Source organism: Arthrobacter sp. APC 3897 (genome assembly GCF_030407495.1).
Classification (GTDB): Bacteria; Actinomycetota; Actinomycetes; order Actinomycetales; family Micrococcaceae; genus Arthrobacter_B.
The window spans coordinates 1-20570 of record NZ_JASDDG010000029.1; the positions used below are offsets into that span (position 1 = coordinate 1).

The 20570-nt window shown below is 64.0% G+C and carries 18 protein-coding genes, 1 tRNA gene and 2 pseudogenes; 14 read left to right on the forward strand and 7 right to left on the reverse strand.

Annotated elements, in window-relative coordinates; all coding sequences use genetic code 11:
- Together QMA10_RS13845 and QMA10_RS13850 are read right to left on the reverse strand one after the other, a co-directional pair.
- Window positions 1-717: pseudogene (locus QMA10_RS13845) on the reverse strand (acyl-CoA dehydrogenase); the annotation flags it as partial.
- A 120-nt stretch (window positions 718-837) separates the two neighbouring features.
- A complete protein-coding gene (locus tag QMA10_RS13850) occupies window positions 838-1299 on the reverse strand; it encodes a DUF4383 domain-containing protein (protein ID WP_290169233.1) in 462 nt (153 codons plus the stop codon).
- Window positions 1300-1462: 163 nt separating this feature from the next.
- Here QMA10_RS13850 and QMA10_RS13855 point away from each other — a divergent pair, with 163 nt between their 5' ends.
- Both QMA10_RS13855 and QMA10_RS13860 read left to right on the forward strand, forming a co-directional pair.
- Window positions 1463-2260, forward strand: a complete 798-nt coding sequence (locus QMA10_RS13855) for an SDR family oxidoreductase (RefSeq protein ID WP_290169234.1) — start codon at window positions 1463-1465, stop codon at window positions 2258-2260.
- Window positions 2261-2262: 2 nt separating this feature from the next.
- The gene (locus tag QMA10_RS13860; protein ID WP_290169236.1) at window positions 2263-3747 is read left to right on the forward strand and encodes an FAD-dependent oxidoreductase; all 1485 of its coding nucleotides are present in this window, start codon (window positions 2263-2265) and stop codon (window positions 3745-3747) included.
- 140 nt (window positions 3748-3887) lie between these two features.
- Here the strand turns inward: QMA10_RS13860 and QMA10_RS13865 are convergent.
- A pseudogene (locus QMA10_RS13865) lies at window positions 3888-4334 on the reverse strand (SRPBCC family protein); the annotation flags it as partial.
- A 200-nt stretch (window positions 4335-4534) separates the two neighbouring features.
- On the opposite strand from QMA10_RS13865, the gene QMA10_RS13870 reads away from it, so the two are divergent.
- On the forward strand, window positions 4535-5032 hold the full coding sequence (locus tag QMA10_RS13870) for a DNA starvation/stationary phase protection protein (RefSeq protein ID WP_290169238.1): 498 nt from the start codon (window positions 4535-4537) through the stop codon (window positions 5030-5032).
- 97 nt (window positions 5033-5129) lie between these two features.
- Here the strand turns inward: QMA10_RS13870 and QMA10_RS13875 are convergent, their stop codons facing one another.
- Window positions 5130-5837, reverse strand: coding sequence for an FCD domain-containing protein (locus tag QMA10_RS13875; RefSeq protein WP_290169239.1), 708 nt, complete (start codon window positions 5835-5837; stop codon window positions 5130-5132).
- Window positions 5838-6063: 226 nt separating this feature from the next.
- Between QMA10_RS13875 and QMA10_RS13880 the strand changes: the two genes are divergently transcribed.
- The 4 genes from QMA10_RS13880 to QMA10_RS13895 all read left to right on the forward strand — a co-directional run bounded on the left by QMA10_RS13880 (window position 6064) and on the right by QMA10_RS13895 (window position 10760).
- Window positions 6064-6582 carry a gluconokinase gene (locus tag QMA10_RS13880; RefSeq protein ID WP_290169240.1) on the forward strand — a complete coding sequence of 173 codons (519 nt, stop codon included), beginning with the start codon at window positions 6064-6066 and terminating at the stop codon, window positions 6580-6582.
- A 68-nt stretch (window positions 6583-6650) separates the two neighbouring features.
- The gene (locus tag QMA10_RS13885; protein ID WP_290169241.1) at window positions 6651-8051 is read left to right on the forward strand and encodes a GntP family permease; all 1401 of its coding nucleotides are present in this window, start codon (window positions 6651-6653) and stop codon (window positions 8049-8051) included.
- Window positions 8052-8190: 139 nt separating this feature from the next.
- The gene (locus tag QMA10_RS13890; RefSeq protein WP_290169243.1) at window positions 8191-8964 is read left to right on the forward strand and encodes a metal-dependent hydrolase; all 774 of its coding nucleotides are present in this window, start codon (window positions 8191-8193) and stop codon (window positions 8962-8964) included.
- Window positions 8965-9020: 56 nt separating this feature from the next.
- Entirely contained in the window at window positions 9021-10760 is a 1740-nt protein-coding gene (locus QMA10_RS13895; RefSeq protein ID WP_356835115.1) for a sodium:proton antiporter, read from the forward strand.
- Window positions 10761-10810: 50 nt separating this feature from the next.
- On the opposite strand, the gene QMA10_RS13900 is transcribed toward QMA10_RS13895, so the two are convergent.
- The gene (locus QMA10_RS13900) at window positions 10811-11188 is read right to left on the reverse strand and encodes a VOC family protein (protein ID WP_290169246.1); all 378 of its coding nucleotides are present in this window, start codon (window positions 11186-11188) and stop codon (window positions 10811-10813) included.
- Between the two features lie 75 nt (window positions 11189-11263).
- A complete protein-coding gene (locus QMA10_RS13905; protein WP_290169248.1) occupies window positions 11264-12052 on the reverse strand; it encodes a LysR substrate-binding domain-containing protein in 789 nt (262 codons plus the stop codon).
- Between the two features lie 111 nt (window positions 12053-12163).
- Here QMA10_RS13905 and QMA10_RS13910 point away from each other — a divergent pair, with 111 nt between their 5' ends.
- Complete coding sequence (locus tag QMA10_RS13910; RefSeq protein ID WP_290169249.1) at window positions 12164-12583, forward strand: DUF5997 family protein; 420 nt, start codon at window positions 12164-12166, stop codon at window positions 12581-12583.
- Window positions 12584-12686: 103 nt separating this feature from the next.
- On the opposite strand, the gene QMA10_RS13915 is transcribed toward QMA10_RS13910, so the two are convergent.
- Window positions 12687-12769, reverse strand: a tRNA-Leu gene (locus QMA10_RS13915).
- A gap of 366 nt (window positions 12770-13135) precedes the next feature.
- Here QMA10_RS13915 and QMA10_RS13920 point away from each other — a divergent pair.
- From QMA10_RS13920 to QMA10_RS13945, 6 genes are read left to right on the forward strand one after another with little or no spacing between them, the layout of a single operon-like run.
- A complete protein-coding gene (locus QMA10_RS13920) occupies window positions 13136-13864 on the forward strand; it encodes a DUF3662 and FHA domain-containing protein (RefSeq protein ID WP_290169250.1) in 729 nt (242 codons plus the stop codon).
- Window positions 13865-13923: 59 nt separating this feature from the next.
- Entirely contained in the window at window positions 13924-14349 is a 426-nt protein-coding gene (locus tag QMA10_RS13925; protein ID WP_290169324.1) for an FHA domain-containing protein, read from the forward strand.
- A gap of 44 nt (window positions 14350-14393) precedes the next feature.
- Window positions 14394-15863, forward strand: coding sequence for a protein phosphatase 2C domain-containing protein (locus QMA10_RS13930; protein ID WP_290169327.1), 1470 nt, complete (start codon window positions 14394-14396; stop codon window positions 15861-15863).
- Window positions 15863-17281, forward strand: a complete 1419-nt coding sequence (locus QMA10_RS13935) for an FtsW/RodA/SpoVE family cell cycle protein (RefSeq protein WP_290169252.1) — start codon at window positions 15863-15865, stop codon at window positions 17279-17281. Before QMA10_RS13930 ends, QMA10_RS13935 begins: the two co-directional genes overlap by 1 nt.
- Window positions 17278-18732 (forward strand): penicillin-binding protein 2, encoded by a 1455-nt coding sequence (locus QMA10_RS13940; RefSeq protein ID WP_290169253.1) that lies wholly within the window; start codon window positions 17278-17280, stop codon window positions 18730-18732. The genes QMA10_RS13935 and QMA10_RS13940 overlap by 4 nt, the downstream gene beginning before the upstream one ends.
- Window positions 18729-20570: a protein kinase gene (locus tag QMA10_RS13945; RefSeq protein ID WP_290169255.1), complete on the forward strand. Its 1842-nt coding sequence runs from the start codon at window positions 18729-18731 to the stop codon at window positions 20568-20570. Before QMA10_RS13940 ends, QMA10_RS13945 begins: the two co-directional genes overlap by 4 nt.

Consider the following 20570-nt stretch of genomic DNA (forward strand, 5'->3'; position numbering starts at 1 on the left):
GGCAATCTGGTCCGGTTCGCGTTCCGCGGCAGCACTGAACATGCGCCGGGCCACCGCCGCAGCCCCGCCGTACCAGCAGGCAGCCACCCCCATCCCGCCCCAGGCAAAGCCCGGCCGCTCGAGATACCAGTTGTCTTCTCCCACCGGCCGGGCGGCTGCGCGGTCAAAATCCACCGGACCGCTGTCCACGTCCGCCAGTCCGCGGCTGACCCACGTTCCCGGAACAGGTGTCACCGCAGGCTGGCCCAGGTCAACAGCGAAGGCCCGACGGCGGCCGTCGCCGGTGTGGGCAGTGACCACCGCGTAATCCAGACGCGCCGCCAGCGAGCACCAGGGCTTGCGCCCGGTCAGTTCCCACCCGCTGTCAACCGCTGTTGCCGTAACGGCCATTCCGGGGCCTTCAGCGGCAAACACCCCCCAGGACCCGGGATCCGCCGGGACTCCCGCCTGGGCCAGAATGGCAAGGGCGTCCGTGTGCGGTTCAAGGGCCCGGGCCGCGGTGAGATCGGCAGCGGCAACGGCGGCCAGAAGGGACCACAGTGTTTTGGTCCGGCCTGTACCGGGAAGCGGCGCCGCGCCGGCGAAGTCCCCTGCCAGTGACAGGGCTGCAGCGGCACTTCCGTGAACTGCTCCCGCTTTCCGCAGGAGGTCCTGAAAACCCGGTACCTGCTGCGCGCTGAAGGTCTGCCCGGCTGCGGGGATGGCTGAGGTCTCCACCGTGTCCTTACTCCAGGAACGGTTTCCGGCCTGTCCATGGTGCGTTGTAGAAGTTTCTCCCAGTCTGCCAGTTCCGGGGCGGGGATTCTTCTTCTTCGCCCCGGGTGAACGTTCCCGCCGCTAGGCCGGGGAGGTGCGGCCCGGAACGGAGCGCGATCCGAACAGCAGGCCCAGTCCCACCATGGCAATGCCCAGGATCAGGTGAAGCCAGTTGTCGGCCGCGTTTACGGGAACAAAGTTCCCCGCGGAGTGATGCGGCACGATCAGTCCGTAGAGGAACAGCAGGAGGTAAACGATGCCGCCGGCAATGAGGTAGATCCGGGCGAGGGGGTTGGTTCTGGCCATGATCAGTCCGAGAAAGCCAAACAGCAGGTGGACGACGTTGTGCAGGACGGACACTTGGAAAATACCCAGAAGCAGCGCCTCGGACTCGGACCCCGCAAGATAAAGGACCTCGTAGTTCGAGGTGATTCCGGGAACGAACCCCAGTGCACCGATCAGGATGAAGACCAAACCGAAATACCAGGAGGCCCGCTGCGCATTGGTGCGGCGGAGTGACCTGCCGCGGACGGGATAGGACATTGTGAACTCCTTATGCCTTGGCGACGTGTACTGCCGGTCCGGCCGGCTGGTGCTCAACGCAAATCCCCCGGAGCGAATAATTCTCAACTGTTGCACAATCACCAAATTATGGGAAGCATACTTAGCATCTGGAACTGAACGTCATCGAAAGGGCTCTCCCGCTATGGTTTTCGCTCCCCGCACCGCAATCGTCACCGGCTCCGACTCCGGAATCGGCAGGGCCACCGCAGTAGCCCTCGCGGCAGCAGGAATGGATGTGGGCATCACCTGGCACACCGACGAGCAGGGGGCCAAGGAGACGTCGGAGGAAGTGCGCTCCCTTGGCCGAAAGTCAGTCACAGCCCGTCTGGACACCACAGACCTCCCGGGTTGCGGGCAGGTCATCGACCAGCTTGCCGCGGAGCTGGGATCACTGGATGTGTTCGTCAGCAATGCCGGCACCGGGGACGGCAAACCGTTCCTCGACCTGGATTTTCCCACCTGGATGGACACCCTCAACACCAACCTCAACGGAGCGTTTGTCTGCCTCCAGCATGCTGCCCGGAAAATGGTGGCGTCAGGACGGGAAGGACGCCTGATTGCAGTCACCAGTGTTCACGAGACCCAGCCGCGCGTGGGGTCGGCCGCCTACACGGCATCCAAGCACGGGCTCGGAGGCCTCATGAAGGTCATGGCCCTTGAACTTGGCCGGTACGGGATCACCGTGAATTCGGTGGCTCCGGGCGAGATCGCCACCCCCATGACGGACCAGCATGATGATGATCCGCATCAGGCGGAGCGCCCCGGCATACCTCTGGGCCGGCCCGGCGATGCCCGCGAGATTGCCGCCGTCGTCGCCTTCCTCGCGTCTCCGGCCGCCAGTTACGTCACTGGCGCCTCCTGGCCCGTTGACGGCGGGATGCTGCAGATGGGGCCGCAGGGCGGCTCGCACATTGTGTCCACCGACTGGCTGGAGGCCTGAGGATGGAAAGCCTGTGGCTGTCCACCGCCCCGCCCATTCCCTCGGATTCTTTTATTCCGTCGGAGGAATATGACGTTGTGGTGGCCGGTGCCGGCCTGACCGGGCTTGCGTCCGCGTTGTTTCTGGCCCGCCGCGGCCAGAAGGTTGCGGTACTGGAAGCCAGGCAGGTTGGAGCAGTGACCTCGGGAAACACGACGGCAAAAGTCTCACTGCTCCAAGGTCTCCAGCTCTCCGGCATCGCCTCCCATCATGGAGCCGACGCCGTCCGCGACTATGTGAACGCCAACCGCGCAGGCCAGGACTGGCTGCTCCGGTTCTGCCGTGATCACGGAGTGGACCATGACATCCGGACTGCCTACACCTATGCTCTCAGCGAGAAGGGCAGGCAGAGCCTGGATTCTGAGTTTTCGGCGGCCACTGCGGCCGGTCTCTCACCGCAGATGACACGGGAAACCGAACTTCCGTTTGAGGTCTCCGGCGCCCTTGAGCTGTCCGGCCAGGCGCAGATCCATCCCCTGCAGGCATTGGCAGCGCTGGCCGCGGAACTGCGGACGGCAGGCGGAACCCTGATCCAGGGAACCCGGGTCACGGGAGCAGGAAAGGCGGCGGACAACCGGGTACGCATCCTGACTCCTTCCGGTTCCGTGTCGGCACGCCATCTTATTCTGGCCACCGGCATACCAATTCTGGACCGCGGCGGTTACTTCGCCCGGCTTCTGCCGCTGCGTTCCTACGCAATGGCCCATCCCGTCCGCGGCGCGGTTCCGGAGGGGATGTATCTATCCGTTGACTCCCCCTCACGGTCCCTGCGCACCGCACGGGCCGGCGGAACGGATTACCTCATCTCCGGCGGGAACGGCCACACCGTCGGACGCCACGAGCATCCGCAGTCACTGGTGGATGACCTGTCCCGGTGGACCACGGACAATTTTGCGGTGGCGGACCCCACCTATGCGTGGTCCGCCCAGGACTACGCGCCCGCCTCCGGGGTGCCTTATGTGGGGCAGGTCCCCTTTGGCGACGGCAGCATCTTTGCCGCCACCGGCTTCAATAAATGGGGCATGACCAACGCGGTTGCCGCCGCCCTGGCGATCAGCCAGGCAATTGCCCCGGCGGCAGAAAGCGACGCCGCGCAAAACTGGTACCAGCCGAAGCTTTCCTCCCGCGACGTTCTTACCGCTGTCCGGGACAACGCGGAAGTGGGACTTGAAATGCTGGCCGGCTGGGCCTCATCGCTGGCGGGAACAGACGAGTCCGCCCCGCCCGAGGGCCAGGGAAAGGTGGTGCGCAAAAACCTGAAACCTGTAGGCATCTGCACCGTGGACGGCAAAACTTCCAAAGTCTCTGCGGTTTGTCCGCATCTGGGCGGCGTCCTGTCCTGGAACGACGCCGAGGCATCCTGGGACTGCCCCCTGCACGGTTCACGGTTCACAGCGGACGGAATGCTGCTGGAGGGCCCGGCGGTCCGGGGGCTGGACCGCGGCTGATGCCTCAGCCCCCGGATACGGAGCTAGAACCCTGCCCGCGGGCCGCCTGATTCGGGATCATCCATGGCGGGATCCGCCTCCGGCGCCGCCGCCAGGGAGGAGGTTGACGTTGCGGGCTCATCGGGAGCCGCGGGCGGGGCGTCAACGTTTCCCCGCCAGGAACCCGTTGAAGCACCCTGCGCCTCGATGAACTCCTTGAAGGCCTTGAGATCGGATTTGACCTGCCGGTCATCTGCCCCGACTACGGAGCCCACCTTTTCAATGAAGGTTTCCGGATCCCAGTCCAGCTGCACGGTAACCCGGGTTTCCGCATCACCCAGCCGGTGAAAGGTCACCACCCCGGCGTGGGTGGTTCCGTCCGTACTCTTCCAGGCAACCCGCTCGTCCGGATGCTGCTCAGTGATTTCAGTATCGAAAACCCGCTCCACTCCGCCAATCTTCGTAACCCAATGGTTCTCGGTCTCCGAAGTCTGCGTAATGGACTCAACTCCACCCATAAACTGGGGAAATGATTCAAACTGGGTCCACTGGTTGTAAGCCGTGGACACCGGAACTGCTACGTCAATGGACTCTTCTACGGTGGTCATGCGGGTCCCTTCGATAGGCGGTTTGTTCCGGCTGGAAGCGATAATTCCACTCCGGGCCCTTCACGCTACCGAACGGACCCACCGACTTCAAGGAGAAGGTAAGCTTACTTAGGTTGGCGGCTGCGGCAAGGGTCCCACACCGGAAACCCGGCGCATGCAGCTGTCCTTCGTCACCAGATTTCGTCAACATTGGAGGAAACGTGAAGGCATCCAAAGAACTGACCACCAATCTGCAGGCCGTCCTCGTAGACCTCATTGAGCTGCACCTGCAGGGCAAGCAGGCACACTGGAACGTTGTGGGCAAGAACTTCCGCGACCTCCACCTGCAGCTCGATGAAATCATCGAGGATGCCCGCCTCTTCGCGGACGAACTCGCCGAGCGCATGCGCGCACTGGGCGCCATCCCCGACGGCCGAAGTGTTGCCGTGGCCGAGGGCACCTCGCTGGCTCCGTTCCCCTCCGGCCTCGTGGACACCAAGGACACGGTCACCCTGACGGTTGCCATGCTCAACGCAGCCGTGGGCACCATGCGGGAAGTGCATGACCAGGTGGATGAGGAAGATCCCACCACCGCTGACATCCTGCACGGCTTCATCGGCAAGCTTGAGCAGTACGCCTGGATGGTTGATGCCGAAAATATCCTGCCCACCGCCACGGTGGTTACCCCCGAAGACGCAAATACGGAGCCGACCGTCTAACCAGGCCTCTCCCGCGGCCGGTTCCTCCCTCGCGGAGGAGCCGGCCGCTGCTGTTTTCCGGAGCCCCTCCTGCGCATGAAGGCCGGGGCCGGCAGGCTCAGGCCACTGCCGTCCGGACTTCTTCCAGCAGCGCCGCCATCTGCCTCATCGCCTCATCCGCGTCGCCGCCGGCCACCGCCCCGGCTACGAGCTCGTGGCCCCGCAGAGCCACCTCCCGCGGATGATCGGGCATGCGGCCCTGGTGCGTGCGCCCGGTCAGGACTTCCGCCACCACCTCATCAAGCGAAGCAAACATTTCGTTGCCGCTGGCGCGCAGCAGCAGGGTGTGGAAGGCAATGTCTGCGGCGAGAAACTCTTCCAGCTCGCCTGCTTCTCCGAGCACCCGCATGCGTGCCGCCAGTTCCACCAGCGTTGAACGCTGCGTGTTTCCGGCATGCCGGGCGGCACCGGCAGCCGCCATGGGCTCCACCGCCACGCGCAGTTCAGTCAGTGTCCGGAACTGGCCGTCCCTGCCGGGGCCGCTCAGACGCCAGCGGATAATGCGCGAATCGAAAACATTCCAGTGGGAGGGGTCCTGGACAACAATGCCAATACGGCGTTTGGAATACACCAGGTTCATGGATTCGAGGATCCGCATGCAATCCCGCACCACGGTCCGCGAGACACCAAACTGCTCCTGCAGCCCTTCCAGCGTCAGCCGGTCTCCGGGTCGAAGCTCGCCGGCCACGATCTCCGCTCCGATGGCGTCGATAATTGCCCCGTTCAGAACCGCTGCCGCCGCCCGCGGAGCCTCCCTGGTGTCCACGCTGTTCCCCTGACTATCAAAACGTGCAATGTTGATTCGGATTTCGAAACGGGTGCCTCGACTCAGCCAGAGCGAGGCCCGGCAACGGCGGTGACCGAAATCAGCGCTGAACCAGCCTAGCGCGGCATTGGTGTCATCAATCACTTGTATGGTGATACCTTTGTCCTGCAGATCACTTCGGAGGGGCCAGCCCGCCTCCGGCGACAAAGACGTCCAAAGGAGAAACATGAGCCCCGCCCCGCAGCACCTGGTCATTATGGGTGTGTCCGGTTCAGGCAAGACCACCATCTCCACTCTTCTTTCAGAGCATTTGGGCTGGATTGCGGCTGAAGCGGACGAGTTCCATTCCGAGGCCAATATTGCCAAGATGGCGTCCGGCGTCCCGCTGACCGACGAGGACCGCTGGCCCTGGCTGGAGTCCATCCGGGGCTGGATGGATACGCAGGCAGACAACGGACGGTCCACCATCGTCACCTGTTCCGCGCTGAAGCGTGTGTACCGGGATGTCCTGGCCTCCGCTTCCGGACAACTGCACTTTATCCATCTCAACGGTGACGCCGAAGTGCTGCGTGAGCGCATGAAGACGCGCAGCGGCCATTTCATGCCCGCGTCGCTGCTGCCCTCCCAGATCAACACCCTGGAACCGCTGGCTGAGGATGAACCCGGGATCGTCATCGACATCCTCCGCTCCCCCGCAGAAATTGCCGCAGACATCGTCAACCGCCTCGATCTGCCCGCGAACTGATCCCCGCTTCGGCGCCTTGCGCCGCAGCCACGTCCACCAGTCACTCATTTAGTAACGGAGCTAAACCCATGACAATTGAAGGCTGGTCCCAAACCCTCGGTGCGGGCCCCCTCCTCCTGATCGCCGCCGGAGCCATTGCGCTGCTGCTGTTCCTGATTCTGAAGCTGCGCCTGCACGCTTTCGTATCCCTGATCCTGGTCAGCCTGCTGACTGCTTTTGCCACCGGCATTCCCACCGGGAGCGTAGTCACCGTCCTGACCGGCAGCTTCGGTTCAACGCTGGCAACGGTTGCCCTGCTGGTGGGGCTGGGGGCCATGCTCGGCCGCGTGGTGGAAACCAGCGGCGGCGCCAAGGTCCTGGCCGAAACACTCATTCGGGTCTTCGGTGAAAAGCGCGCACCTTTCGCGCTCGGCATCGCCTCCCTGATCTTCGGATTCCCCATCTTCTTCGACGCCGGCCTGGTGGTCATGCTGCCGGTGATCTTCTCCGTGGCCCGCCGGTTGGGCGGAGGCGTGCTACGTTACGGCCTGCCGGCCGCCGGCGCTTTCTCGGTCATGCACATCTTCGTGCCGCCGCATCCGGGTCCGGTCACCGCCTCCGGCTTCTTCGAAGCCAACATCGGCGTCGTGCTTATCCTTGGCCTCATCATTGCGCTGCCCACCTGGTACCTCACGTCCTACCTCTTTGGCCTCTGGGCCGGAAAGAAGTTTGTGCTGCCGGTTCCCGCCATCCTGGGCGAGATCAATGAAGATGACGTGAAGAACCCGCCCAAGTTCGGCACCGTGGTTGCCGTCCTGCTGCTCCCGCTGATCCTGATCTTCCTGAACACGGGGCTGAACACCCTCTCCTCCGCCGGCATTGTGTCCGAGCAGGCATCCGAGCAGCCCTGGTACGCCCTGCTGCGCACCCTCGGTGAAACACCGGTGGCGCTGCTGATCTCACTGCTCGTTGCCTCCGTGGTCCTGGGCACCCGCCGCGGCGAATCCAAGAGTGCCATCGAAAAGGTGCTGGAATCCTCCCTGGGCCCGGTCTGCTCGGTCATCCTGATCACCGGCGCCGGCGGCATGTTCGGCGGTGTCCTGCGCACCTCGGGCATCGGCGACGCCCTGGGATCGACCCTTAGCGATCTGGGCGTACCGCTGATCCTGGCCGGCTTCCTGATCGCCGCCATCCTGCGCATCGCCCAGGGCTCAGCCACTGTGGCCCTGACCACCGCGGCCGCGCTGGTCTCTCCCGGAGTCCTCGACGCCGGCTACAACAGCGTCCAGATTGCCGCCATGGTGCTGGCCGTTGCCGCGGGTTCAGTGGTGGTCAGCCACGTCAATGACTCCGGCTTCTGGCTGGTGGGCCGCTTCATGGGCATGGACGTGAAAACGACGCTGAAAACCTGGACCGTACTGGAAACACTGATCGGCGTCATGGGGTTTGCCCTCGCAGCGCTGGCCTTCGGTCTGGCTTCCCTGGTCTAAACCACCGCACGACGACGGCGGGGCACCTTCGCGGGTGCCCCGCCGTCGTCGTGTCCGCAGTGTCAGTAGCACGTGAAAACATGAGAAGTTACGAATTTTTCGGTGCTCACCACCGCCCTAGGGAAGGACCCCACGCACCATGATGGGTGGTCATCACGCAGCATCAGGCGCCGCAGCCTGGATTGCCGTCGCTTCAACCGCACCCCATGCCCTCGGCTGGTATCCAGTCACGCCGCTGGGCGTGGTCACCGGCGCCCTGCTTACCGCCGGGGCTGCCCTGCTTCCGGACCTGGACCATCACAGCGGCACCATTGCCCATTCCCTGCCTCCGGTTACGAAGATCCTGGCCCGGATCACCGAGCAGATCAGCGGCGGGCACCGGCGGGGCACACACTCCCTGCTGGGCCTGGCCGTGTTCGTGGCCCTGTCCTCCGCGCTCGGCAAGATCACCACCGAAGTACCCCTGTTAGGCTCGGTGGCTGTAGGCGCGGGCCTGCTGTCGGTGCTGTTGATGGGGTTTGCCCTGAAAGCGCTGAAAATTGCGGGCGGGCCCGCCCGCAGCTGGCTGCTCGCCTTGTCACTGTCAGCATTCATTGCCGTCTATGCGCCGGAAAACAATGACTGGCTCCCCGTCGCCGTCGGCCTGGGGGTAGCCGTGCATATCCTCGGGGACCTGCTAACGCACCAGGGCGTCATGATTCTGTGGCCGCTGCGGATCAAACGCCCGCGCTCCCTGGCCGGCATGCCCGTGCTGAACAAGCTGTGGCGAAGCAGCGGCTGCCTGTCACTGCCCCTGATCGGTGCCGCCGGATCATGGCGTGAATGGGCGCTGATGGTTCCGGTGACGGTTTATGCCCTCTACGGAGTAGTCCATGCCGCCTTCTTTACCCTCTCCCAGTGGGCATCTGCCTGAACCACCGGAGCGGGCTCCCGGCGTCCGGCTAGAATAGTTCACCTCTGTGAACGATAATGGCAGTTGTGGAACTAGCCGTCTTAGCTGTCATCGGCGTGGCTCTCATAGTCACCGTCGCCGCATTCTCCAAGCGCCTCGGCATTGCCGCTCCGCTGATTCTGGTGGTGGTTGGGCTGGGGCTGTCCTATCTGCCCGGGCTGCCAACGTTTACGGTGCCCCATGACGTCATCCTTATGGGTGTGCTGCCGCCGCTGCTCTATGCCGCAGCGGTCAACGTCCCGGTGGTGGACTTTCGCCGCAACTTTGGGGCCATTTCCAGCCTGTCGGTGTTTCTGGTCCTGTTCTCCGCCTTCGCGACCGGCCTGCTGCTGTACATCCTGCTGCCGGATCTCAACTTTGCGGCCGCCGTTGCACTGGGCGCCGTAGTCAGTCCGCCGGATGCCGTAGCCGCAACATCAATCGGCAAGAAACTGGGCCTGCCGCCGCGGCTGGTGACGGTGCTGGAGGGCGAAGGCCTGGTCAATGACGCCACCGCGCTGGTTCTGCTGCGCTCGGCCATCGCTGCCGGGGCCGGCGGTTTGGCCAGCATCTGGGACGGCGTCGCGGACTTCGGCTTTGCCGTCGTGGCCGCCGTCGCCGTGGGACTGCTGGTGGGAGTTCTCACGGTGTTTGTCCGTTCCAAGCTTCATGATCCCGTGCTGGACACTGCCATTTCCTTTGTGGTTCCGTTCCTGGCCTTCATTCCGGCGGAGGAGCTCGGGGCTTCCGGCGTCCTTGCCGTGGTGGTGGCGGGGCTGTACACCGGCCACCGAGCGGGTGCAGCGTTCAGCGCACAGGCCCGGATCAATGACAGCGTCAACTGGCACACCGTCCAGTTCCTGCTGGAAAACGGCGTCTTCCTGCTGATGGGGCTCGAGATCCGCTACCTCGTTGAAAATGTTGATCCGGCCCTGCTGACCGTCCGCGAAGCCGTGCTGATCGGCCTGGCCGTCACTGCACTGCTCATCGTGATCCGGTTCGCCTGGATGGGTCCCCTCACCCTGTTCCTGCGGGCCAAGGTTGGATATCAGGAGCGCCGCACCAACCGCTTCCGAACAATCCTGGACAGCATGCTGGCCGTAGGACTGCCCGATGCCCGCACCCGGCGCCGGCATACGCGCGGTGAAGAACTGTACCGAAGGCGTCAGGCGGACATTGCCCAACTCCGCGGTGAAGGGCTTGGTTGGCGCGGCGGCGTCGTTATCGGCTGGTCAGGAATGCGCGGCGTCGTAACCCTGGCTGCCGCGCAGTCACTGCCGGAAGCCACCCCCTATCGGGAACAGCTTGTCCTCATCGCGTTCACGGTGGCCGTGGTGAGCCTGCTGCTGCAGGGCGGAACCCTGCCCTGGGTCATCCGGCTGCTGGGTGTCCGCGGCCGCAACGCTGCGGAGGACCAGCGGAAGCTGGCCACACTGCTGGACCAGATCAGCGACGCGGGCCTCAAGGTTCTGGAAGACCCGGCCAAATGCCTGGACCAGGACACTCAGGTGGACCCGGACGTGGTGGAGCGGGTGCGCCAGGACACGTTCCTGCGCAGCGCACTCGCGTGGGAACGCGTCAAAGCGCTGGGCATCGGCACGACGGCCACCCCGCAGCTCCAGTACCGTGCACTGCGCCGTGCCGTGGTGGATGCGGAGCGGAACGCCCTGCTGCAGGCCCGCCGGGAGGGACACTTCCCCTCGCGTGCCCTCACGGATGCCCAGCGGCTGCTGGATCTGGAGGAATCCCGGCTTAAAGCGCGGCTGGGTGAGCACTAACGGCTGTGGAGCCGGGACGCCGGCCACGGCACCGCCTGCGCCGGTCCGAATTAGTCCTGATGCAGCTGAACATAGTTTCCGCAGCCGTCGTCAAACACGGCCTGGGTTCCCATGGCATCCGTGGACGGAGGCCCGGTGAACCGGACTCCCAATCCGCTGAGGCGCTCCACTTCGGCCTGGACATCATCCACGCCCAGCACCACCGCGGGCAGTCCCAGGTCATACACGCCGGTCCGGTAGGCCTGCGCAACGGGATTGTCGCTGGGTTCCAGCAGCAGTCCGGGTCCGTCAGGAACGTTCGGCGCCTGAACTATGTACAGGTTGTACTCCGGCAGCACCATCAGCGGCTCGAAGCCCAGGGTGCCGGTGTAGAAGTCAAAAGCGGCGGCCGGATCAATCACATGGATGCTGCTCATCTTTATGCGCATGGGCGATAGATTACTCCCGGCATTGCGGGCAGAACACTGCAGACAACACCGGAATCCGGAATCAGGTACCGATCCCTAGCGGCTCCGGCGAGTTTTGCCGCCTTTGCCGCCCGCACCCTTCTTCGCAGTGCCGCCCTTGGTTCCTGCTCCGCCCCTGGCCCCTGCCCGTCCGGACTTTGCCGCCGGTTTTCCGCCGGACCCCGGCTTCTCACCGCTGCGGCTCTGCCGCTCCTTGGTGCGCTGGCGGGCGGTGGTTTTCTGTTCTTCCTGAACGGAGGGCTGGCGTGAGCTGTTCGCTGTGCGTCCGCGGACAATCCCCACAAACTCCTCGATCCCCGGGTCCCGGGCATCTTCAAGCCAGGCAACAGCAATCCTGGTAGCCGGTGAACCGCTGAGCGGCCGCGCCACAACGTCACGGCGCGAATAGAGCTTGGCCACAGACATCGGCAGGATCAGGAGGCCTGCACCCGAGGCAACCACTTCCATTCCGACGTCGGCGCTTCCCATCTCCCGCAGGTCCAGCAGATTCTCGCCGGCCAGGTCAGCCAGTTCCAGCTCGTCGAACGCCGCAACGGCAGAATCCTTCGCCGCAGCCACCACGGGCCGCTCCTCGTAGAGGGCAATCACGCTCAGGTCTGCGGGCCGCACAAACCCCTGCTCCGGCACCCGCACAAACACCACGTCCGCCCGTCCTGCCCGCAGTTCATCGAAAACCGTCTCTTCACCGCACTGGTAGGCAGCAAGTTCCCGATTCTGCCGTTCGGTCCACCGGCCAATCCATTTTCCCGGTGTTACACCGGGCACGTAGGCCACGGTCAGTGGCGGAGCCGGGCGGGTCTGGCGGGGGGAAGGGTCTACAGGCACCTTTTCAGGTTAACCCAGCGCGCTCCGTATTCTTTCCGCTTCGAGGCTGCACGCTCTCCCGTATCCTCCCCGTGAACCCGGGGCCCGCCCTGCGGCGGATATCCTTGGAAGATGACTTCCGAGAAATCCCAATCCATGAAACCTGCCACGGCAGCCAAGAAACTGGGCATCTATCTGCCCGCAGCGCCGCAGGAGTTCCAGGACGGGCCCATCTCCCGCGCCCAGTTCGACGAGCTCCAGGCCAATCCGCCGCAGTGGCTCGTTGATCTTCGCCGCAACGGCCCCCACCCCCGCCCCGTGGTGGCCCAGAAACTCAACATCTCCATCAGCGGCCTCACCCGGTCAGGCATCACCGAGGCCCTGACCACAGCCGAGATCACCGCACTGCTGGCCGCACCGCCGGCATGGCTGGTTCAGGAACGGGCCAGCTTCGCCGCAGTCCGCGAAGAAGCCAAGCGCGTGAAGGAAGCAGAAGCCAAAAAGGCCAGGAAGGCAGAGCAGGCCGCGCAGCAGGCCGGCAAACAGGCCTAACTGACAGTCCCGTCGGTGTGCTGCTCCCCCTTACGGGGACCGGCACACTGATCGGGACATAAAAAAATCACCCCGGCTGGTTCAGCCGGGGTGATTCTGTTTGTGCGCGAGGGGGGATTTGAACCCCCACGCCCTTTCGGACACTGGCACCTGAAGCCAGCGCGTCTGCCGTTCCGCCACTCGCGCAAAATGGTTTCCCTTGGCCGATGTGCATTCAGTCTCACGACCTTCTGCGTCTCGATTCCTCGGGAACAGCAGAATCAAGCATACCCACATTTTCCCCAAACACCTAAACGGCTCTTTGGGCCGGGCAAGATCCGCGTTCTGACGCGGATTTTGCTGCTTTTGCAGCTACAGATCCGGGCGTGCAGAAGCTCACCCATACAAAGATCGCCGCCGTTTCGCCGCAGGGGAACCGTCGCCCAGCCGTTACGTTGTTTGTTGGGAGAGGTGAGTAGTATCGAAGAGGAGCTTTGTATCCAGGGCCTGCCCTGGAGACACTCCGGATTCAACCGGACAGTCCGGACCGAAGATAGAGGGAAGGAGGCGAACATGGGCTTACTCGATAACGTTGAACGCGGCATTGAAAAAGTTGTACGAGGTGCCTTCTCCACAAAGTCTTCCGGCCGGGTGGAACCTCTCGAGCTGGCCATCGCCATGCGGCGCGAACTCGACGAGCGCTCCTTCACCGTGGGACAGGGACGCACCCTGGCCCCCAACGTCTTCACTGCCCGGCTGTCCGACGCAGATTTCCAGCGCGCCCAGGAATGGGGAGCCCCGCTGGCCGAGGAGCTGTGCGACGTCGTCATTAAGCACGCACGGAGCCAGTCGTATACTCTCCAGGGCCCGGTACGGGTGTCCTTCACCCGCGATTCATCGCTGAAGGCGGGAGTGCTGGAGGTTGACTCCGCTACAGAAAAAGCGGGCACTCCTGCCCAGCGCCAGCCGGCTCCGCCCGCCCCGCGCCAGACGCCCACCCGCATGCAGCCGGTCCTGGATATCGACGGACAAAGGTATTCACTCAATGCCCCGTCCGTAGTGCTGGGGCGTTCCTCCGAAGCCGATATCCTCGTTGATGACACCGGCGTATCCCGCCGGCATCTTGAAATCAGCACCGAAAACGGTGTCAGCCGCGCCATCGATCTTGGCTCCACCAACGGAAGCTTCGTCAACGGCCAAAGAGTACAAGGGGAAGCAGATCTCACGGATGGTTCGACGATCGCGATGGGCCGTACCCGCATCACCTTCCGCCTCCTTCCTGTTCGGACCGGAGGACGTTAGTGGACGGTAGTTTGGTTTTGACCCTGCTCCGGTACGGGTTCCTGCTTCTTCTGTGGCTCATGGTCATCAGTGTTGTCGGTGCCATCCGGCGCGATCTTGTGGTGGGAAGCCGGAACCGCACCGGAACACCCACCGCCCGGCAGATCCGCAAGAACCCCGAATTGGAGAAGCAGGCCCCCGCACCGGCGAAACTGCCGGCACGCCAGGTTTGCGTGACGGAAGGTCCCCTGCGCGGCACCACCCTGGAGCTGGCTTCCAGCCCCATCCTTCTCGGCCGGGCCCAGGAAGCAACGCTCGTACTCGAGGATGACTATGCCTCAGGCCGGCATGCGCGCCTGTTCCCCCAGGGAAGCCGCTGGTTTATCGAAGACCTGGGCTCCACCAACGGCACCTTCCTCGGCGGCAGCCAGCTCACGCGTGCCCTGCCGGTGGAACCCGGGGTTCCTATCCGCATCGGTAAGACGGTCCTTGAGTTGAGGCCCTAACCGTGGCTCTGGTCCTCAAATATGCAGCACGGTCCGACGTGGGCATGGTTCGTCTGAAGAATGACGACTCTGCCTATGTTGGCCGCTATCTTGCCGTCGTTGCCGACGGCATGGGCGGACATGCCGGCGGCAACGTCGCTTCGGCCTCCACCGTCCTGGATCTGGTGCATCTGGACCGCGGAGCGCAGGACGACGAGCCACTGACGGTGCTCGCGGATGAGATCCAAGCGGCGAACTCTCTTCTCTCGGAACTCGTGACCACCAGCCCGCAGCTGTCCGGCATGGGAACAACGGTGACGGCGCTCCTGCTGCACGGGAACCGGCTCGCCTTCGCGCACATCGGCGATTCACGTGCCTACCGCCTCAAGAACGGTGTTTTTGAGCAGATCAGCATCGATCACACCTTTGTGCAGCGGCTGATCGACGAGGGCCGGCTCCGGCCCGAAGAAGCCGAAATCCACCCTCACAAGAATGTCCTGATGCGCGTTCTGGGCGATGTGGATGCCAGCCCCGAACTTGATCTGGCCAGCTTTGAAGTGGAACCCGGCGAAAAATGGCTCCTGTGCTCCGACGGCCTCACCGCCGTCCTCAGGGACTCGGACATAGAGAACATCCTGCGCGGCACCAGCGACCTCCAGCGCTGCGTCGACACGCTGGTTGAACTTACCCTCTCCGGAGGATCACCGGACAACGTGACGGTTGCCGTCCTGGAAATCGAAGAAGTTCCGGACGATTCCCCGACAGCGGGTATACCTGTCTCTCCGCCGGCTGACGCTACAGGCGACGATCCGGCCGCTGCCCCGTTGACGGGACAGGATCCGGGGAACCCGGAAGCAGACGACGACGAACCCGCCCGGGCCGAGCTGATCCGCCAGGACCTTTCCTCACGTCCCCACATCCTGGTGGGTGCGGCGTCCCTGGCCACCGAGACCGGGCAAATCCCCATAGTTACCAAGCGCTCCGCCGAGCGCCGTGCTGCCCGCCTGCTGACGCACAAAGCGCCTCCTGAAGCAGCGTCCGCAGGCTCCGAACTCTCCGGTACGCCGCCGCGGCGGCGCTGGGTTGTCCCGGCGTTCCTGGCCCTGCTGGCGGTCCTGCTGGCGGCAGTTCTCTGGGTTGGCTATACCTGGACCCAAACCCGGTACTACGTCGGTTCCAGTGACAGCAACGTTGCTATCTACAACGGTGTTTCGCAGTCCCTGGGCCCCATCACACTCTCCTCCGTCACGGAACTGACCGACATACCGCTGGACAGCTTGCCGGAATATCAGCGCAACCGGGTGGAGGGCACCATTCCTGCCAAGGACCTGCTGCATGCCGAACAGATTGTTGAAGACCTTCGAGGCGCGGCGCGGATCACCGGCTGCGGTCCGTCCGCTCCGGCTGCGCCGGTGAAGGCCAGCGCCACTCCTGCGCCCACCGCCACTCCGGCTCCCTCCCCCACGGCGTCCGCAGGATCCGCTGCGTCCGCCCGGCCCGGTGCTGCTCCGGACGAGTGCGGAGGACAGAACTGATGTCGGATGTACTGACAGTTCCCAAATCACGGCGCAACATGGAGGCCGTGCTGCTGCTGCTTGCCCTGCTGGTTGGCGTCGGCGCCAACATGGTGATCGGTCTTGACCAGGACCGGGCCTTCGACGCGGATTTCTGGACCCAGGGAGCCACTCTCGTGGGACTGGTTCTTATCTTCCACATAGTCCTCCGCATCCGCGCAAAATATGCCGATCCGGTAATACTTCCGATTGTCACTGCACTTAACGGAATCGGCCTCGCCATGATCCACCGCCTGGACATAGCGAACAACGACACCGCCGCGGATCGGCAGCTGCTCTGGAGCGCCGTGGCCGTCGCCGCGGCCATTGCCGTGCTCTTTGTGATCAAGGACCACCGGATTCTTCGCCGGTACACCTACATTTCGCTGATCGTCAGTGCCATCCTTCTACTCCTGCCCCTGACGCCCATCGGGCTGGAACTCAACGGCGCCCGCATTTGGATCCAGGTTGGCTCCGGCACTTTCCAGCCCGGTGAGATCGCCAAGATCACCCTCGCTATATTCTTTGCGGGGTATCTATCTACCAACCGTGATCTCATCCTGCTGGCAGGCCGCAAGGTCGGTCCGCTGCAGCTGCCCCGGTTCAAGGATCTCGGCCCCATGGTGGCGGCCTGGCTCGTCAGCATCGGCGTGCTGGTACTGCAGCGTGATCTGGGATCCTCTATCTTGTTCTTTGGCCTCTTCATGGCCATGATCTATGTGGCCACAAGCCGGGTCAGCTGGGTTTTGATCGGGGTTGCCCTGCTGACCGCCGGCGGCCTGGCAGCCATGCAGCTGTTCAGCCACGTCTCCCTGCGGATCGACGGCTGGATCAACGCCTTCGATCCAGAAGTCATCAACCGGCCCGGCGGCAGCTGGCAGGTGGTCCAGGGCCTGTTTGGGCTGGCCAGCGGCGGACTCGCCGGCACCGGCCTCGGACAGGGCCGCCCGGATCTGGTCATCTACGCCAACTCGGACATGATCATCGCCGCCCTGGGCGAGGAGCTCGGCCTCATCGGGATCTTTGCCATCGTGCTGATGTACGTGCTTCTGGTATCCCGCGGATTCCGTGCAGCACTGGGTACCCGTGACGGTTTCGGCAAGCTGCTCGCCTGCGGCTTGTCCTTCACGATCGCGCTGCAGTGCTTCGTGGTGATCGGCGGTGTGACCCGCCTGATTCCGCTGACCGGCCTGACCACTCCGTTCATGTCCGCCGGCGGCTCTTCCCTGCTGGCCAACTGGATCATTGTTGCCCTGCTGCTGCTGATCTCGGAAGCCGCCCGGCGCCCCGCGGCGGTTGGTCCCATGGGCGGCCCCATGGTGCCTGCCATGCAGGATGCCGGAGCAAAGCCGGCCGCGCGCAAACGCTCACTGAGGAAAAAGGAGGCAAGCGGCTCATGAATCAAGCCATCCGAAACAGCTGGATCGTAGCCCTGTCCATGTTTGTCCTCATTCTCGGTTCACTGACCTATGTCCAGTTCTTTGCAGCCGAAGAACTCAATGCGAACCCGAACAACAACCGCACTATCTACAAGAACTTCGGTCAGAACCGCGGCTCCATCCTGGTGGACGGGGCTCCGATCGCTGAATCAGTGCCGTCGGGCGACCAGTTCAATTTCCAGCGCGTGTACTACCAGCCGGAGCTGTATTCGCAGCTCACCGGGTATTTCTCTCTGGTCAGCGGCGTCACCCAGCTGGAACGGGTGATGGACAAAGAACTCACAGGCACCAGTGACCAGCAGTTCTACGACCGCCTCGTGCAGCTCGTTTCCGGTAACCAGCCGCAGGGTGCCTCCGTTGAGCTGACCATCGATTCCGAGCTGCAGCGCCTGGCCTATGACCTCATTCCTGAAGGGCAGAAGGGCTCCATCGTCATGATGGATCCGAAGACCGGGAACATCCTGGCCATGGTTTCCAAACCGAGCTATGACACCAACCTCCTGGCCGGCCATGACACCAAGGTCGTGGAGCAGAACATGCAGGAGCTGCTCACAGTGGAGGGGCTGTCCCCCTACACCAATGCCGCCACCGAATCGCTGCTGGCCCCCGGGTCCGTTTTCAAGCTGGTGGATGCGGCCGCAGCACTGGAGTCCGGTGACTTCAACGCGGAATCGCAGATCGACAACCCCTCTGCCCTACCCCTTCCGGGCACAAACATCTCCCTGCCGAACTACACCAACGGAAACTGCGGAACCCGCTCCGAGGCCACCATCGGCTTTGCCCTGGAACAGTCCTGCAACACCGTTTTTGCCCAGATCGCATGGGACCTCGGCGAAGAGGAAATCGTTTCCCAGGCAGAGAAGTTCGGTTGGAACACCGCCCTGCATCTCCCCGAACGCGGTATTGACCGGGTGGTTGCCAGCGGCTTCCCCACGGAACTGGACCAGGCACAGTTGGCGCAGGCCTCGATCGGGCAGTACAGCGTCACGGCCACTCCGCTTCAGATCGCGATGATGTCCGCCGCCATTGCCAACAACGGCGTGCAGATGACCCCCAACCTCATCCGCAACGTCCGGGCCGCCGATCTGTCGATCATCGACGAGCCGGAACCCGAGGTCCTGAACACTTCGGTAAGCCCGGAAACGGCGCGTCAGCTCACCGACTGGATGGTAGGCGTCGTGGACAACGGCACCGCTTCCGCAGCACAGATTCCCGGCGTGAAGGTGGCCGGCAAAACCGGCACGGCGGAAGTGGAGGGCCGTGGCGACAATGCCTGGTTCACCGGATTCGCACCCGCTGACAACCCCGAAGTGGTCATTTCCATCGTCATGGAAGACGTTGATCTGACCACCGGGGCCCAATTGACCACTCCAAGCGCGCAGAAACTCCTAGAGGCGGTGTTGAATAAGTGAGGCCTACATCGGGAATCACGTTAGGCGGCAGATTCCAGCTCACCGACCGTATTGCCATTGGCGGTATGGGTGAAGTCTGGAAGGCACGGGACCTGGTCCTGGGCCGCATTGTTGCCATAAAGATCCTCAAGGAGGAGTACACGGGCGACCCCGGTTTCCTCAACCGGTTCCGGGCCGAGGCACGCCACACTGCACTCCTGAACCATGAGGGCATCGCCAATGTCTTTGACTACGGTGAAGAGGAGGGTTCGGCATACCTGGTCATGGAACTGGTGCCCGGCCTGCCGCTTTCCTCCATCATCGAACGCGACAAGAGCCTCCCTCCGGACCGTACGCTCTCCATCATTGGGCAGACTGCCACCGCGCTGGCTGCAGCCCACAAACAGGGACTGGTCCACCGCGACGTCAAGCCCGGCAACCTGCTGATCCTGCCCGACGGCCGGGTCAAGATCACCGACTTCGGTATTGCCCGCCTTGCCGACCAGGTTCCGCTGACCGCCACTGGCCAGGTCATGGGCACGGCCCAGTACCTGGCACCCGAGCAGGCCACCGGACAGCAGGCCACCGGTTCCAGTGACATCTACGCGCTTGGTGTCATCGGATATGAGCTGCTGGCCGGAACCCGTCCCTTCTCCGGCGAATCCCAGATCGCCATTGCACTCGCCCAGGTCAACGACACGCCGCCTCCGCTGCCCGAGAGCATCCCGCTGCCGGTCCGAGCGCTGATCATGTCCATGCTCGCCAAGGATCCGGCGGACCGGCCGTCCGACGCCGAGGCCCTGGCCCGCGCCGTCGCCGCCATCCGCCGCGGAGACATCACTGCTGCTGAAGCTGCGGTGCCCGGAATGTTGCTCTTCGGCGGCGGAGCGAGCGCAGTTGACGACGCCGTGACCGCCCCGGTCCCGACAGCCGGCACTTCCGCTACCCGCGTGGTGAACACCACGCCTTCCACATCAGCCCTTCCCACCGTTGCAGGGGCAGCAGCGGGCGCAGAGGACCCTTCCGGTGAAGTGGCGGCCTCACGTGACTGGACTGATGAGGAAGTCGACGACGCCGACGGCGCCGGCGATGACGGCGGAACAGGAGATGATGCACCGGCGAAGCGCCGCAGTCCGTGGACCATCCCCCTGATCGCTCTCCTGGTGCTGCTGATCGGCGGAGGCATTGCTGCTTTCCTGATCTCCGGCAATGACGGGGACGAACCAAAACCGGCCCCGGCCACCAGTTCACAGGCTCCGAGCCCCAGCGTCACCCGGTCTGCTTCTCCGGTTCCCACGAGGACCCAGTCATCAGAGCCGGTCGAGACACCGTCAGAGACACCGTCCGAGGATACCGATGAGATCACGATCGACGCCGCCGATTATGAAGGCCGTTCCTTTGACGATGTCAGGGCTGCACTGACCGCCCTGGGCCTTGCGGTCAGCGGGAATGAAGTAGAGTCCTCCGACTACCCGGCAGGTATTGTCATCAGCGTGGACCCCTCTGGTGTGCTGTCCCGCGGCGACAACGTCACCGTCACCTACTCCGCCGGGGCTCCCACCCCGGAAACCTCCACTGTTCCCAGCGGCCTGACCGGGCTCTCGGCAGGCGCAGCCGAACAGCAGATACGCAATGCCGGCCTGGTTCCGGTGAACGGCGGAACCCAAGCCTCGAGCCAGCCTGCCGGAACCGTAGTCCAAGTCAATCCTTCCGAGGGGGCACCCCTGCCGCAGGGTTCGACTGTTACGTACTTCGTGTCCGAAGGCCCTGCGGCACCGTCCACGAGTGCGCCTGAGCCCACAGCGACCTCCGCGGAGTCCGTGCCGGCGCAGCCCAACACAGCGCCTTCGGCCGGGTAA

Excerpts from the sequence above, each read along its gene's own strand:
- QMA10_RS13860 (WP_290169236.1), top strand. The coding sequence starts at position 2,263 with ATGGAAAGCCTGTGGCTGTCCACCGCCCCGCCCATTCCCTCGGATTCT.
- QMA10_RS13880 (WP_290169240.1), top strand. The coding sequence starts at position 6,064 with ATGAGCCCCGCCCCGCAGCACCTGGTCATTATGGGTGTGTCCGGTTCA.
- QMA10_RS13935 (WP_290169252.1), top strand. The coding sequence starts at position 15,863 with ATGTCGGATGTACTGACAGTTCCCAAATCACGGCGCAACATGGAGGCC.
- QMA10_RS13900 (WP_290169246.1), bottom strand. The coding sequence starts at position 11,188 with ATGCGCATAAAGATGAGCAGCATCCATGTGATTGATCCGGCCGCCGCT.
- QMA10_RS13940 (WP_290169253.1), top strand. The coding sequence starts at position 17,278 with ATGAATCAAGCCATCCGAAACAGCTGGATCGTAGCCCTGTCCATGTTT.
- QMA10_RS13885 (WP_290169241.1), top strand. The coding sequence starts at position 6,651 with ATGACAATTGAAGGCTGGTCCCAAACCCTCGGTGCGGGCCCCCTCCTC.
- QMA10_RS13920 (WP_290169250.1), top strand. The coding sequence starts at position 13,136 with ATGGGCTTACTCGATAACGTTGAACGCGGCATTGAAAAAGTTGTACGA.
- QMA10_RS13910 (WP_290169249.1), top strand. The coding sequence starts at position 12,164 with ATGACTTCCGAGAAATCCCAATCCATGAAACCTGCCACGGCAGCCAAG.
- QMA10_RS13850 (WP_290169233.1), bottom strand. The coding sequence starts at position 1,299 with ATGTCCTATCCCGTCCGCGGCAGGTCACTCCGCCGCACCAATGCGCAG.
- QMA10_RS13890 (WP_290169243.1), top strand. The coding sequence starts at position 8,191 with ATGATGGGTGGTCATCACGCAGCATCAGGCGCCGCAGCCTGGATTGCC.
- QMA10_RS13930 (WP_290169327.1), top strand. The coding sequence starts at position 14,394 with ATGGTTCGTCTGAAGAATGACGACTCTGCCTATGTTGGCCGCTATCTT.
- QMA10_RS13925 (WP_290169324.1), top strand. The coding sequence starts at position 13,924 with ATGGTCATCAGTGTTGTCGGTGCCATCCGGCGCGATCTTGTGGTGGGA.
- QMA10_RS13895 (WP_356835115.1), top strand. The coding sequence starts at position 9,021 with ATGGCAGTTGTGGAACTAGCCGTCTTAGCTGTCATCGGCGTGGCTCTC.
- QMA10_RS13855 (WP_290169234.1), top strand. The coding sequence starts at position 1,463 with ATGGTTTTCGCTCCCCGCACCGCAATCGTCACCGGCTCCGACTCCGGA.